This is a genomic window from Geodermatophilus sp. SYSU D00965 (assembly GCF_054050075.1).
Window position 1 is genome coordinate 1 of sequence record NZ_JBJGYQ010000011.1, and the last position, 14,053, is coordinate 14,053.

11 protein-coding genes are annotated in these 14,053 nt (G+C 74.5%); 4 read left to right on the plus strand and 7 right to left on the minus strand.

Annotated elements, in window-relative coordinates; genetic code table 11:
• The 3 genes from ACI789_RS11925 to speB all read right to left on the minus strand — a co-directional run.
• A partial coding sequence (locus ACI789_RS11925; protein ID WP_457009225.1) for a sodium:solute symporter occupies positions 1–1,519 on the minus strand: 1,519 nt, incomplete at its 3' end.
• 24 nt (positions 1,520–1,543) lie between these two features.
• The gene (locus tag ACI789_RS11930; protein WP_457009227.1) at positions 1,544–3,124 is read right to left on the minus strand and encodes a thiamine pyrophosphate-binding protein; all 1,581 of its coding nucleotides are present in this window, start codon (positions 3,122–3,124) and stop codon (positions 1,544–1,546) included.
• Positions 3,121–4,068 carry an agmatinase gene (gene speB, locus ACI789_RS11935; RefSeq protein WP_457009229.1) on the minus strand — a complete coding sequence of 316 codons (948 nt, stop codon included), beginning with the start codon at positions 4,066–4,068 and terminating at the stop codon, positions 3,121–3,123. The genes ACI789_RS11930 and speB overlap by 4 nt, the downstream gene beginning before the upstream one ends.
• 130 nt (positions 4,069–4,198) lie before the next feature.
• Between speB and ACI789_RS11940 the strand changes: the two genes are divergently transcribed.
• Entirely contained in the window at positions 4,199–5,701 is a 1,503-nt protein-coding gene (locus ACI789_RS11940; protein WP_457009231.1) for a PucR family transcriptional regulator ligand-binding domain-containing protein, read from the plus strand.
• 123 nt (positions 5,702–5,824) lie between these two features.
• Complete coding sequence (locus tag ACI789_RS11945) at positions 5,825–7,264, plus strand: aldehyde dehydrogenase family protein (RefSeq protein WP_457009233.1); 1,440 nt, start codon at positions 5,825–5,827, stop codon at positions 7,262–7,264.
• Positions 7,265–7,478: 214 nt separating this feature from the next.
• On the opposite strand, the gene ACI789_RS11950 is transcribed toward ACI789_RS11945, so the two are convergent.
• Genes ACI789_RS11950 through ACI789_RS11965 form a run of 4 tightly spaced genes read right to left on the minus strand, consistent with a single transcriptional unit; the run spans position 7,479 to position 12,366 of the window.
• Entirely contained in the window at positions 7,479–8,924 is a 1,446-nt protein-coding gene (locus tag ACI789_RS11950; RefSeq protein ID WP_457009235.1) for a gamma-aminobutyraldehyde dehydrogenase, read from the minus strand.
• A gap of 40 nt (positions 8,925–8,964) precedes the next feature.
• Positions 8,965–9,321 (minus strand): hypothetical protein, encoded by a 357-nt coding sequence (locus ACI789_RS11955; RefSeq protein ID WP_456920949.1) that lies wholly within the window; start codon positions 9,319–9,321, stop codon positions 8,965–8,967.
• Complete coding sequence (locus ACI789_RS11960) at positions 9,308–10,861, minus strand: FAD-binding oxidoreductase (RefSeq protein ID WP_457009238.1); 1,554 nt, start codon at positions 10,859–10,861, stop codon at positions 9,308–9,310. The genes ACI789_RS11955 and ACI789_RS11960 overlap by 14 nt, the downstream gene beginning before the upstream one ends.
• Positions 10,862–10,863: 2 nt before the next feature.
• Complete coding sequence (locus tag ACI789_RS11965) at positions 10,864–12,366, minus strand: (Fe-S)-binding protein (RefSeq protein WP_456920947.1); 1,503 nt, start codon at positions 12,364–12,366, stop codon at positions 10,864–10,866.
• A 128-nt stretch (positions 12,367–12,494) separates the two neighbouring features.
• On the opposite strand from ACI789_RS11965, the gene ACI789_RS11970 reads away from it, so the two are divergent.
• Together ACI789_RS11970 and ACI789_RS11975 are read left to right on the plus strand one after the other, a co-directional pair.
• On the plus strand, positions 12,495–13,268 hold the full coding sequence (locus ACI789_RS11970; RefSeq protein ID WP_457009240.1) for a FadR/GntR family transcriptional regulator: 774 nt from the start codon (positions 12,495–12,497) through the stop codon (positions 13,266–13,268).
• Positions 13,265–13,981: a cache domain-containing protein gene (locus ACI789_RS11975; protein ID WP_457009242.1), complete on the plus strand. Its 717-nt coding sequence runs from the start codon at positions 13,265–13,267 to the stop codon at positions 13,979–13,981. The genes ACI789_RS11970 and ACI789_RS11975 overlap by 4 nt, the downstream gene beginning before the upstream one ends.
• The last annotated feature ends 72 nt before the right edge of the window (positions 13,982–14,053 follow it).

The following is a 14,053-nucleotide window of genomic DNA, read 5'->3' on the forward strand; positions in this document are numbered from 1 at the left end:
CCCCACGGGGGGCCCCCGAGCCGCCCCCCGCCCGGCCCGGGGCGGGGGGGGGTCTGGAACTGCGGGGGGGGGGGGGCCGGGGCGGCCCCCCCTCGCCGGCGAGGCGCCGGTCCCAGGTGGCCAGCACGTGCGGGGCCGTTGGGGGCGAGACGAGGCTGCCGACGACGTAGCCGACCAGGCCGGCGGCGAGCCCGAGGTAGACGGGCTCGTTGGCGTAGATGTCCCCGACGACGACCATGGTGGCGAGCGTGGCGACGGTCCCCGCCGCCATCGAGACCAGCGCGCCGACGTTGGTCCCGCGCCGCCAGACCAGCCCGCCGAGGATCGCGACGAGCAGGCCGCCGACCAGGATGTCGTAGGCGATGGTCAGCGCGGCGACGACGTCCTGCAGCGCGCAGGCGATCACGATCATCAGGACGCCGAAGCCGGCCACGTAGAGCCGGTTGCTGCGGACGTGGTCGTGCTCGCTGCCCGCCTCGGGGTCACGGCCCCGCAGCCGCGCGACGATGTCCTGGCTGAACACGGTCGCCGTGGCGATCAGCGCGCCGCTGGAGGTCGACATCACCGCTGCCAGGGCGGCGGCGAGCACGAGCCCGGCCAGCAGCGGGTGCATGGTGGCCTCGACCACGGCGGCGAACGCGTCGTCCCGGGCGTCGAGCGTGGGCAGCACGACGCGGGCGGCCATGCCGATGACCGCGCCCGCCACCCCGTAGAGCAGGCAGTAGACGCCGGACGCCGCGCCGGCCCACTTCGCGACACCCGGGCTGCGGGCGGTGAACACCCGCTGCCAGATGTCCTGCCCGATCAGCAGACCGAACGTGTAGACCACGAAGTAGGTGACGATCGTCCCGCCGCCGATGCTGGTGAGCGAGAGCGCGTCCACGGGCAGGCGCTCGGCCAGGCCGTCGACGCCGCCCGCCCGCCACAGCGTGACCGGCAGCAGGATGAAGAAGATGCCGATGGTCTTGATCACGAACTGGACGAAGTCGGTCAGGGTGATCGACCACATGCCGCCCAGCGTCGAGTAGATGACGACGACGCTGCCGCCGAGGATGATCGCCGGGACCTTCGACAGGTCGAGCAGGGCGCCGAAGATCGTCGCGTAGGCGATGGTCGAGGTGACCGACAGCATCAGGGTGTAGCCGAACATCACCAGCCCGGACAGCACGCTGGAGCCGGGCCCGTAGCGGAGTTCCAGCATCTGGCTCACGGTGTAGACGCCCAGCCGCTGGATCCGGCCGGCGAACAGCAGCGACAGCGCGAGGATGCCGGTGCCGATCGCCACGACCAGCCACATGCCGGACAGCCCGTACTCGTAGCCCAGGCCGACGCCGCCGATGGTGGAGGCGCCCCCGAGCACGATGGCGGCCATCGTCCCGGAGTAGAGCAGGGGGCCCAGTCGCCGTCCGGCCACCAGGAAGTCCGACTGGGTGGTGGCGCGGCGCTTGCCCCAGAAGCCGAAGCCGATCATGGCGACCAGGTAGACGCAGACGACGGCGGTGTCCCAGTGGCTGTCCATGTCACTCCTCCTCGAGTGTGCGGGTCACGGGCGGGCGTCCAGGTGGACGAGGGTCGGGCGGTCGGCCGACAGGGCGTCGGCGACGAGGGCGGGAAGTGCCGCGGGGTCGGCGGTGCGCACCCCGTGCGCGCCCATCGCGGTGGCGATCGCAGCGAGGTCGGGCGTGGTCAGGTCGACCGCTGTCGGCGGGATCCCGCGGGCGACCTCCTGGTCACGGATCTCGCGGTAGCCGCCGTTGTCGACCACGACCACCGGCACCGGCAGCCGCAGCTCGGCGAGGGTGACCAGCTCCTGCACAGCGAACATCAGGGCGCCGTCCCCGAGCAGCGCGGCCACCGGGCGGCCGGGTCGGGCGAGCGCGGCGCCGATGGTGGCCGGCAAGCCGTAGCCGAGGGTGGCGAAGCCGGGCGTGTAGCAGAACCGGCGCGGCGCGGGCACGTCGAAGAAGTGCACCGAGCCCCGGTAGGTGACCTGGGAGCTGTCCCCGGCCAGGACGGCGTCGGCGGGCAGCGCCGCCCGGACCGCGGCGTTGACCTCCTCGTGGGTCCCGCCGTCGGACCGGGCCTCCGCGCGGCAGGCCGCGCGCAGCTCCGCGGCGCGGCGGGCGCCGTCCGCGGTCCCATCGGGGAGCAGCGCGCGGAGCGCCCGCAGGGCGGGAGCCGCGTCGGCGTGCAGTCCCACGGTGGCGGGGCAGTTCTTGTGCAGCTGGCCGGCGTCGACGTCGACGCGCACCACGACGGGGGCGGCGATCCGCCCCTCCCACAGGTCGGAGTCGCCGAGCTCGCTGCCGACGACCAGCAGCGCGTCGCACGCCGCGGCCTCGCGCTGCAGCGCCCGCAGCCGGACCGAGGCACCGACCGACAGCCGGTGGTGCTCGTCGAGGACGCCCTTGCCGTTCACGGTCGTGGCGACCGGCGCGCCGAGCGCCTCGGCCAGGCCGGTCACCTCCGCGGCGGCGTCGACGGCGCCGCCGCCGGCGACGACCAGCGGCCGCCGGGCGGCGGCGAGCAGCCCGGCGGCTCGGCGGACGGCGTCGGGGTCCGGGGCGGGTGCGGGGACGGGGTCGGCGGTGCGCGGCGTGCCGGCCCAGTCCTGCTCGAGGACGTCGACCGGGATCTCGACGTGGACCGGGCGGGGGCGTCCGCCGGTGAACGACGCGAAGGCCTCGGTGACCGCCTCGGCGGCCTCGTCGGCACTGCGGACCCGGCGACTCCACCGCACCAGCCGGTCCATCGCGCCGCTGGAGTCCTTGCACTCGTGGAGGAGGCCGAGGTCGGCGCCCTCGGTCCCGGTCGGCACGCCGGGGGAGACGACGAGCACCGGCTGGGACTCGGCGTAGGCGGTGGCCGCGGCGGTCATCGCGTTGGTCAGCCCCGGGCCGCTGGTGGTGACCACGACGCCCGGCCGGCCGGAGACCCGCGCGTAGGCCTCGGCGGCGTAGCCGGCGCCCTGCTCGTGGCGGGGGGTGACCGGGCGGATCCCGGCGGCGGCGAGGTGCCGGTAGAGCTCGAGGTTGTGCGTGCCCGGGATGCCGAACACGGTGTCGACGCCGTGCGCGGCGAGCGTCTCGACGACGGCCGCCCCGCCGTTGCGGTGCGTGCTCACCGGTTGGCGGCGAGCACGGCGAGCAGCTCGTAACCCACGTGCGCCGCGGCGATGCCGGTGATCTCCGCGTGGTCGTAGGCGGGGGCGACCTCCACGATGTCGGCTCCGACGACGTTGGCGCCGACCAGGCCGCGCAGGGTGTGCAGCAGCTCGCGGCTGGTCAGCCCGCCCGCCTCGGGCGTGCCCGTGCCGGGCGCGTGCGCGGGGTCGAGGACGTCGATGTCGATCGAGACGTAGACCGGGACGTCGCCGAGCCGCGCCCGCACCCGCTCCACGACGGTGGCCACGCCGTCGGTCTGGTAGTCGTCGGACCCGATGACCTGGAAGCCGAGGACGCCGTCCTCGGCGAGGTCCTTGACCGAGTACAGCGGCCCGCGGATGCCGACGTGCAGGCAGTGCTCCGGGTCGAGCAGGCCCTCCTCGGCGGCCCGCCGGAACGGGGTCCCGTGGGTGTAGGGCGCGCCGAAGTAGGTGTCCCACGTGTCGAGGTGCGCGTCGAAGTGCAGGACGGCCACCCGCCCGTGCCGCCGGTGCAGCGAGCGCAGCAGCGGTAGCGCGATGGTGTGGTCGCCGCCGATGGACAGCAGCGTGGCGGCTCGGTCGAGCAGCTCGTCGGCGCCGCGCTCGATACCGCGGATGGCCTCGTCGAGGTCGAAGGGGTTGACCGCGAGGTCCCCGGCGTCGGCGACCTGCTGGGCGGCGAACGGCGAGACGTCCAGCGCCGGGTGGTAGGGGCGCAACAGCTTCGACGACGCGCGGACGTGCGCGGGCCCGAACCGCGCACCAGGGCGGTAGGAGACCCCCGAGTCGAAGGGCATCCCCACCACCGCGACGTCGACGGCGTCGACCTCGTCGAGGCGGGGCAGCCGGGCGAAGGTGGCGGGGCCGGCGTAGCGCGGCACGACGGTGGCGTCGACCGGGCCGACGGGTTCGGGACGGGTCACGGCTGCGGCTCCTGGGACGGCGTTGTGCGGGGTGTGACGAGCGTCGCGTTCCGGGGCCGTCCGCCAGAATGGACGAAGTGGCGAATCGCGGTCCTCCTACTTCGCCACGACGTCCAGGAGGGAGCGCCGGGTGCTGACCGTCGGCGAGCTCGCGTCGGCCCCGTCCCTGCGGCTGGAGGTCGTCGCCGGCCACGGGTCGCTCGACCGCGCGATCGAGGCGGCGGCCGTGTCCGAGCTGGCCGAGCCGGGCCCGTGGCTGCAGGGCGGGGAGTTGCTGCTGACGATCGGGCTGCTGCTGGACGAGTCGGACGCCGGGTGCGCGTCGTACGTCGCCGGGTTGGACGCGGCCGGTGTCCGGGCGCTCGGCCTCGGGCTGGGGGCGCAGCTGCGCTACCAGGCCGCGCCGGCCTGCCTGGTGGCCGCGGCCGAGGCGGTCGGGATGCCGCTGCTGTGCGTGCCGGACGGGGTGCCGTTCGTCGCGGTGACCAAGGCGGTGTTCGCCCACCGGGCCCGGGAGGAGCGCCGGCAGCTGGAGTGGGCGCTGCACACCCAGCGGGCCCTGACGGCGGCCGCCGTGCAGCCGGGCGGCCTGGTCGGGATCCTCGCCGCCCACGCCGAGGCCACGGGGCGGACCGGACTGGTGGTCGACCTGCTCGGGCGGCCGGTCGCGGAGTCCGGCGCGGGGGCGGCCCGGCTGGCGGACGAGCTGCGCGGCCTCGTCGACTCGGTGCGCGACCAGGGGTTGCTCGCCGCGGCCGCCGACTCGACGGCCGCGCGGCGCCGCGAGGTGCTGCCGCTGGGCTCGCGCCGGCTGCGGGCGTGGCTGCTGCTCGACGGGCCGGCCGACGTCCCGCACTCGCACCAGGTGACCGGCGACCTCGCCTCGCTGCTGACCCTGGAGCTGGAGCGCCGGCACGGCCTGGGCGCGGCGCAGCGCCGGGGACGGGCCCAGGTGCTCGCCCGGCTGTCCCGGGCGGCGGTCGACGACCTCGTCGCGGCACGCTGGCTGGTCTCGATCGGGCTGCCCGACGCCGACCTGCGCGCCGCGGTGGTCGAGGCGCCGGGCGACGGCGAGGACGTGGCCGCGGACCTCTCCGCGTCGCTCCCCGACGCGCTGGTCCGGGTCGTCGGCGACGTCGTCGAGCTGGCCGTGCCGCGCACCGTCGACCTGCCCGCGGCGCTCGCGACCCTGGCGGCAGGGCGGCCCGCCGGGATCGGGATCGGGACCCGGCCGGGGGCGCTCGTCGTCTCCCTGCGGCAAGCGTGGTCGGCGCTGCCGGAGAGCCGGGTCAGCGGGCGGCACACCCGGGCCGGTGAGCTGGCCAGCAGCCGGATGCTGCTGTCCGGGGTGCCCGCGCAGCGGCTGGCCGCGCACGCCGACGCCGTGCTCGGCCACCTCGACGCCTCCGACGGTGCGGGCGAGCTGATCCGGGCCCTGACCGCGTTCCTCGAGCACAACGGGCACTGGGCGGCCGCGGCCACCGCGCTGGGGGTGCACCGGCACACGGTGCGGGCCCGCATCGAGGCGGTGGAACGGCTCACCGGGCGGCGAATGGGGTCGGCGCAGGACCGCCAGGAGCTGTGGCTGGCGCTGCGGGCGCGGGACCTGGCGCGGATGACGGCGGAGGACTGACCGCCGGCGCGGTGCCGGGTCGGCGCTCCGCGGCCGCGGGAGTGGACAGACCGGCTCTGGCTCGCGGTGGGCGGCGTCCCGCAGATTCGCCCCGGAGCCCCGCCCCCGTCCCGAGGAGCACGCATGACCACCACCCCGTACTGGGTCGCCGGCCGGCCCGCCACCGGCGACGACGTCCTGGAGGTCACCTCGCCGCACGACGGCGCCGTGGCCGGCCGGACCACCCTCGCCGGCCCGGCCGACGTCGAGGCCGCGGTCGCCGGGGCGGACGGCGCCCGGGCGGCGTGCGCGGCGACCCCCGCGCACGTCCGCGCCGCCGCCCTCGACCACGTCTCCCGGCGGCTGGCCGAGCGCCGCGAGGAGGTCGCCGCGCTGATCACCGCGGAGTCGGGCAAGCCGCGCAAGTGGGCGCGGCTGGAGGTCGACCGCGCGGTGTCGACGTTCCGCTGGGGTGCCGAGGAGGCCCGCCGGTGGTCGGGCACGCTGCAGCGGCTGGACACCGACCCGGCCGCGACCGGCCGGATGGCCCTGGTGCGGCGGGTGCCGCGCGGCCCGGTGCTCGGCATCGCGCCGTTCAACTTCCCGCTCAACCTGGTCGCCCACAAGGTGGCCCCGGCGATCGCCGTCGGCGCGCCCATCGTGCTCAAGCCGGCCCCGGCGACCCCGCTGACCGCGCTGCTGCTCGGCGAGCTGCTGGCCGAGACCGACCTGCCGGCCGGGTCGTGGTCGGTGCTGCCGGTGACCAACGACGTCGCCGCCCAGCTGGTCCGCGACCCGCGGCTGCCGGTCGTCTCGTTCACCGGCTCGGTGCCGGTCGGCTGGTCGATCCGCGAGTCCGCGCCGCGCAAGCACGTGACCCTCGAGCTCGGCGGCAACGCCGCGGTCGTGGTCGGCCCGGACCAGGGCGACGAGGAGTCCCTGGCGTGGGCGGCCTCCCGGATCGCGACCTTCGCCATGTACCAGGCCGGGCAGTCCTGCATCTCGGTGCAGCGGGTGTTCGCCCACCGCGACGTGGCCGCCGCGCTCACCGAGCGCGTGGTGGAGGCCGTGCAGAAGCTGGTCACCGGCGACCCCACGGACGACGCGACCGACGTCGGCCCGCTCATCGACGAGCCGGCCGCCCGCCGGGTCGAGAGCTGGGTCGGCGAGGCGGCCGCAGCCGGCGCGACCGTGCTCACCGGGGGCACCCGGGAGGGCGCGGCGTACGCGCCCACGGTGCTCACCGGGGTGCCCGCCACGGCCAAGGTGTCCTGCGAGGAGGTGTTCGGCCCGGTCGTCGTCCTCGACGCCGTCGACTCGCTGGACGAGGCGTTCGCCCGGGTCAACGACAGCCGGTTCGGGCTGCAGGCCGGGGTGTTCACCCGGGACCTGCAGGTCGCCTTCCGCGCCGCGCAGGAGCTCGAGGTCGGGGGAGTGGTGGTCGGCGACGTGCCCAGCTTCCGCGCCGACCAGATGCCCTACGGCGGGGTGAAGGACTCCGGCACCGGCCGCGAGGGCGTGCACGCGGCGATGGAGGACCTCACCGAGGAGCGCGTGCTCGTCCTCACCGGCATCGCGGTGTAGGACGCCACCTCGTCGTTGATCATGGGGTCGTTGCCGGCCCGCGCGGCGCGTCCGCGCGTGTCGCCGGCAACGACCCCGTGATCGACGCGGAGGGGTGGGGCGGCCGGGGTGGGGGGCCGGGACGAGGACACCTGACGCGACGAGGCCCCGGTCCGCGCTGAACCGGGGCCTCGCCGTCGCCCGGGGCAGGGATGGCTCTCCTGCCCCTCGGGCGTCAGGACTCGATGTTGGCCATCACGTGCTTGATGCGGGTGTAGTCCTCGAACCCGTACATCGACAGGTCCTTGCCGTAGCCGGAGTGCTTGAAGCCCCCGTGCGGCATCTCGGCGACCAGCGGGATGTGGGTGTTGATCCACACGCAGCCGAAGTCGAGCGCCTTGCTCATCCGCATGGCCCGGCCGAAGTCCTTCGTCCAGACGCTGGAGGCCAGGCCGTACTCGACGCCGTTGGCCCAGGCCAGCGCCTGGTCCTCGTCGCTGAACCGCTGGACGGTGATGACGGGGCCGAAGATCTCGTTCTGCACCATCTCGTCGTCCTGCCGCAGCCCGGCGACGACGGTCGGCTCGACGAAGAAGCCGCGGTCGCCCTGCCGCCGCCCGCCCGCCGTGACCTCGGCGTGGTCGGGCGCGCGGTCGAGGAACCCGGTGACGTGGGCCAGCTGGTTGGCGTTGTTGACCGGCGGCACCATCGCGTCGGAGTCGCCCGCGCCGTTGTCGAACGTCGTCCGCGTGTTCTTCGCCTGCTCGGTCAGCGCAGCGACGAAGTCGTCGTGGATGCCCGGCCCGGCCAGCACGCGGGTGGCGGCGGTGCAGTCCTGCCCGGCGTTGAAGTAGCCGGCGACCGCGATCGCCTCGGCGGCGGCCTCGAGGTCGGCGTCGTCGAAGACCACCACGGGCGCCTTGCCGCCGAGCTCGAGGTGCACCCGCTTGACGTCGCGCGCCGCGGTCTCGGCGACCTGCATGCCCGCCCGCACCGACCCGGTGATCGAGACCATCTGCGGAGTGCGGTGCTCGACCAGCGCCCGGCCGGTGTCGCGGTCCCCGCAGATCACGTTGAGCACGCCCGCGGGGAGGAACTCCGCGGCCAGCTCGGCCAGGCGCAGCGTGGTCGCCGGCGTCGTGTCGCTCGGCTTCAGGACGACGGCGTTGCCCGCCGCGATCGCCGGGGCGAACTTCCAGACCGCCATCATCATCGGGTAGTTCCACGGCGTGACCTGGCCGATGACCCCGACCGGCTCGCGGCGGACCCAGGACGTGTGGCCGGCCATGTACTCGGCGGCCGCCTTGCCCTCGAGGTTGCGCGCCGCGCCGGCGAAGAACCGGATCTGGTCGACCATCGGCGGGATCTCCTCGCTCGCGGTCAACCCGAGCGGCTTGCCGGTGTTGCGGCTCTCCAGCGCCACCAGCTCGTCGGCGTGCTCCTCGATCGCGTCGGCGATGCGGAACAGCGCCAGGGAACGCTCCGAGGGCGTGGCGTCCCGCCAGCCCGGGAAGGCGTTCGCCGCGGCGGTGTAGGCGCGGTCGACGTCCTCCGCACCGGCGACCGGCGCGGTGGCGAACACCTCGCCGGTCGCGGGGTCCACCAGGTCCATCCGGCGGCCGTCCGTGGCGTCGACGTGCTCCCCGCCGACGAAGTTGCGCAGCTCGAGCTTCTCGCTCACGGCAGGTCCCTCTCGTTCGTTCCCCGTGCTGATCCCGTCGTCATCCTGCTGCCGGACCGCCGATCGGTCCAGCCGCCGGGGCATCCGGCTGCGGATTCCCCATCTCGGCCTCGACCTCCGCCAGCAGCTCGGACCCGGTGACCACCTTCTCCGCGAAGTGGCGGTGCATCCACGCGAGGTGGTCGTGCCGGCTGCGCATGATCCGCAGCGTGTCCCAGTTGGGGAACACCTGCTGGAGCACGTGCTCCTGCATGAGGCGGGGGTCGACCTCGTAGACGTGCTCGAAGGTCGTCTGCGCCACCTCGCTCACCCGCAGCGGCGCCGGCGGGGTGTGCTGCTCGGCGAACCGGTAGGGCGCGGTCGCCGACGGGCCCGCGGGCTGGTCATCGGTTCTCATCGGTGGTGTCCCTCCCGTAGGCGCGGTCGAGCAGGTACTTGCCCGGGTTCATCACGTTGTTCGGGTCCAGCGCGCGCTTGACCTCGAGCATCACGTCGAAGCCGCGGCCGAGCTCCTGCGGCAGCAGGTCGACCTCGCCCTCGCGGCACGAGCCGTGGCAGGCGCTCATCGACCCGCCGTGGGCGAGGGCGACCGCGGCGATGTCCCGCTTGGCCTGCACCCACGCGGCCCACGCGGCGTCGTCCAGGCGCTGCTCCCAGATGCCGACGTCGATCTCGGTCAGGTAGTCGACGCCGGTGGCGGCCGACGTGTAGGCGAACATCCCCCAGTCGTCGAAGACGTCGGTCTTCCGGCGCAGGTCGGCGAGGATCTCGTGCCACGCCTTGCTCACCGCGGGGACGGCGGAGAAGTTCACCGCGGCGTCCTCGCAGTGCCAGGACATCGGGATGACCTGGCCGTCCTTGGTGCGCCCGTGCAGGGGAGTGGCGTACCGGTCGTGCCGGGCCGCCCAGTCGCCCTCGGAGATCTCGTCACCCAGGTAGCGGGCGCCGTGCTCCTTGGCGATCCGGAACAGCCGCTTGCCGCCGGCCCGCACCTCGTCCTCGTAGCCGTACATCACCGCGCACACCAGGGCGCGGACGTCGGTGGGCTGGGGGATGTAGGCCTCGTCGTCCCGGCGCAGGTAGGCGACCTTGTGCTCGTCGAAGAGCACCGCGCCGGCGAAGGTGGCCACCCCGGCGCGGGCGAGCGCGCCGGTGCACGCGTGCGCGTCGTCGTAGTTGTCGAACGCCCAGAACGGCGAGAGCTCCGCCTCCGGCTTGGGGAAGAGCTTCAGCGTGGCCTTGGTGGCGATGCCGAGGGTGCCCTGGTGCCCCATGAACAGGTGCTTGAGCTGGTAGCCGCTCGAGCTCTTGCTGATCTTCTGCCCGATGCCGTCGCCCACGTGCAGCACCTCGCCGGTCGGCAGCACGTGGTCGAAGCTGAGGACCAGGTCGCGGGTGTGCCCGTAGCGCGACCCGATCAGTGACCAGCCGCTGGTGCCGATCCGCCCGCCGACCAGCGAGCACGGGTAGGACGCCGGGTCGTCCGGGTAGAACAGCCCGTGCTGGGCCAGCCGCTCGTTGAGCTTGAGCATGCTGATGCCGGTGCCCACGGTGACGGTGCGGTTGACCAGGTCCAGCTCGTGGATCTGGTTCATCCGCTTGACGTCGACGACGATGCCGCGCCGCATCGGGACGGCGCCGTCGGTCAGCCCGGTCCCGCCGTCGCGGGGGACGACCGGGATGTGCAGCTCGTTGGCGATCTTCACGACGGCCGCCACCTGCTCGGTGGAGGTGGGCAGCACCACGACGTCGGGCACCCGCTCGGACCACCGGTGCACCGGGAACGGCGCCGGGACGCGGGCGCGGTTGTAGCGGTCGGTCTTCGCCAGCAGGATCTGGTCGTCGGCCAGGATCGGCCGCAGCGCCGCCACCAGGGTGTTGAGCTCGGTCTCGCCCAGGGGCTCCCGGGTGAAGGGAGCCGGTTCGGTGATCGTCATGGTCAGTGCCCCCCGCACCCGCAGCCGCCGGAACCGTTGCCGCACCCGCCGCCGCAGCCCCCGCCGCCGCAGCCGCCGCGACTGCTGCCGTGGGCGCGGCGCGCCCGCCCGGGAACGCCGGTGCGCTCCTGGGCCAGCCGCCGGTCGCCGACGTCCCCACGGGAGCCGCCGACGGTGATGCCGAGCGACTGGGCGAACAGCTCGTGCAGGTCGACGACGTCGATGTCCTCCGCGTCGCCGGCCTCGGACAGCGGCCGCTCCGACCACGGGCAGGCGCTGACCAGGGTGTCGACGTCGAGCTCCGCGGCGCGCTCCAGGCGGGCGGCGCTGATCTTGGCGGTGAGCTCGGGCTTCTCGATCGGCAGGCCGCCGCCGCCACCGGAGCAGTAGGACCACTGGGTGACCCGGTCGACGTCCTCGAAGCGCAGCCCGGGGATGGCGCGCAGCAGCTCCCGCGGCTCGGCCCAGATGCCCTTGCGCTTGTTGAGCCGGCACGGGTCGTGGTACGTGATCGCCCGGTCCACCGGCACGGTCGGGGTCAGCCGGCCCTCGCGCAGCAGCTGGGCCAGCACCTCGATGACGAGCACGACCTCGATGTCGAACTCCTCGCCGAAGTACTTCGGGTAGTCCTCGGTGAAGCTGATGTAGTCGTGCGGGTCGAGCACCAGCACCCGCTTGGTGCCGGTCGACCGCCAGTTGTCGAGGTTGTGGCGGGCGAAGCGCTGCGCCTGCTCGGCGTAGCCCATCTCCGCGGCCGGCCCGCCGCAGCACCACTGCTCGCCCATGAGGCCGAACTCGTAGCCGGCCATCTGCAGCATCTGGGCGACCGCCCGCGGCACCGACGTCCGGTAGAACGCGGCCTCGCAGTCGACGAACAGGATCGTCTCGCCGCCGATCGGGATGTCGAGGCCCTCGGCCCAGTCGCGCACCTTCTCCTGGCTGACCGGCGTCTCGCCGAGCACCGGCTCGTGCGTGCGCAGGTCGGTGCGCTCGTTCCAGATCTGCCAGCTCGGCTGGTGCACGCCGCTCTCCACGGCGAGGGACCGCACCGCCTTGACGACGTCGACCGTGCGCGTGCGGAACCGGTAGAAGTCGCCGGTGAACAGCGTGTTCGGACACCGCAGCTCGCAGGCACCGCACTGCGTGCAGTTGACGTAGTCGGCGGCGATGTCGGCGATGTCGAGCTCGCCGCGCTCCATGGCCACGACGTTGGCGTGGAAGGCCGTGGGGGTCCACGACTCGTTGCGCTCGACCTGGGTGACCGGGCAGACCTCGCGGCAGAACTTGTGCCCCGAGGAGAAGCAGTTGTACGAGGTGTTGCGCCACTGCTCGACGAACGCGGCCGTCTTCGGGTCGGTGTGCGGCGGGGGGACGGGGCCGGCGAGCGTCTCCGGGAAGTCCGCCAGCTCCGGTGAGTTGGACGGGGCACCGGGGGTGAACGGCTCGGAGAGGGCGTCGACCCGGGGTGTCCCCTCGGACGCCCGGTCGGGCTGGACCTGTGTCACTGCGTGCTCCTCGTCACAGGGGCGGGTGGGGCGTGCGTCACGCTAACGAGGAAAACCTATGGAATCAACGGTTAAGCCGGTGGTTCCGAGGTGTAACACTTCTGGTCACCCGGTGACAGGAGGCGAGCGTGCAACTGCTCAGCGGTGACGCCCGGCGCGCCGTCTTCGCACCCCTGGACGACGGCGCCCTGCGCAGCGAGGCCGTCGTCCGGCGGGTGGGCAGCGCCATCGCGCTGGGCCTCCTCGCCGACGGCGAGCAGCTGCCCACGGAGGCCGACCTCGCCACGATGCTCAACGTCTCCACGGTGACGCTGCGCGAGGCGCTGGCCGAGCTGCGCAAGCTCGGGCTGGTCGACACCCGCCGGGGCCGGGGCGGTGGCAGCTTCGTGCGGTCGCGGGAGGACGTCCTCTCCGAGCTCGCCGACGCCCGCCTGGCCGAGCTGGGCACCACGGACCTGCGCGAGCTCGGCGACGTGCACAGCGCGGTCGCGGCGGCGGCGGCACGCCTGGCGGCCTCCCGGGCGTCGCGGACGGAGATCGCCCGGCTGCGGGACATCGTCGACCGGCTGGCCTCGGCCGGGTCGGTCACCGGCCAGCGCCGCACCGACGGCCGGTACTACATCGAGCTGGCGGCCTGCGCGCAGTCGGTGCGGCTGACGATGCAGGAGATGGACCTGCACCTGGAGCTCGGCCAGCTGCCCTGGCCACCGGCGCACGCGCCCGGGCTGCTCGACGTGATCGTCGCCGGCCACCGGGCGGTCATCGACGCGGTCGAGGACCGGGACGCCGCCCGGGCCCGGGCCCTCACCGAGGCCCACATCGAGACGCGGACGCTCTGGGCGATCGAGCTGCGGCTGCAGCGCCTCGGTGACCTGGGCGCACCGCAGCGGGAGGTGTCGTGACCCCTGGCATTGACGAGGCCGCGCGGGTCGCCGCAGCGGTGTCCGACCTCGTGGAGCAGGTGTTCGTGACCGTCGCCCGGGTGCGCGGCGCGGTGCTGCGCTCGGTCGAGCGCGACGGGCTGCGGGCCCGGAGGCGGGTCCTGCCGGACGGCGTCCAGGAGCTGCTGCGCGAGCCCGGGCAGCTCGCCGTCGGACTCGGACTGGTCGTCGCACCGCGGCCCGAGGAGGGCCTGCTCCAGCGGCTGGAGTGGTGGCAGGTCGACCCGGACGACGGGGAGCTGCACACCCTCGAGCCGGACCTGCGGCCGACGAGCCTGGGCTACTACGACTACACGACCACCGAGTGGTACGACGTCCCGCGCCGGACCGGACGGCGGCACGCCTTCGGCCCCCACGTCGACGTCCACGGCACCGGGCGCTACGTGCTGACCTTCACCGAGCCGGTCGTGGCGGGCAGCGGGTTCGTCGGCGTGGCTGGCGCCGACGTCCCCGTGCGCCGGTTCGAGTCCCACCTCCTGCAGGCGCTCAGCCCGCTGCGCACGCCGTTCGTGCTGCTCAACGACGAGGGGCGGGTCGTCCTCTCGACGGCGCCGCGGCTCGTGGTGGGCAGCCTGCTGCCCGCGGGCGCGCGTGAGGCGGAGGGCGGCGCGGCCCTGCCCGGACTGCCCTGGCGGCTGTTCCTGGTCGAGGACGGGCGGCGGCTCGCCGGGTGACCTGCGCCGGGGGAGCGGCGATCGACACGCAACCCCGGCGAAACACGCGGGACTTGTCCTGTGAACTATGGC

What these genes read in the sequence shown, in the direction of transcription:
- ACI789_RS11945 (WP_457009233.1), top strand. Translation starts at nt 5,825, where the DNA reads ATGACCACCACCCCGTACTGGGTCGCCGGCCGGCCCGCCACCGGCGAC.
- ACI789_RS11955 (WP_456920949.1), bottom strand. Translation starts at nt 9,321, where the DNA reads ATGAGAACCGATGACCAGCCCGCGGGCCCGTCGGCGACCGCGCCCTAC.
- ACI789_RS11960 (WP_457009238.1), bottom strand. Translation starts at nt 10,861, where the DNA reads ATGACGATCACCGAACCGGCTCCCTTCACCCGGGAGCCCCTGGGCGAG.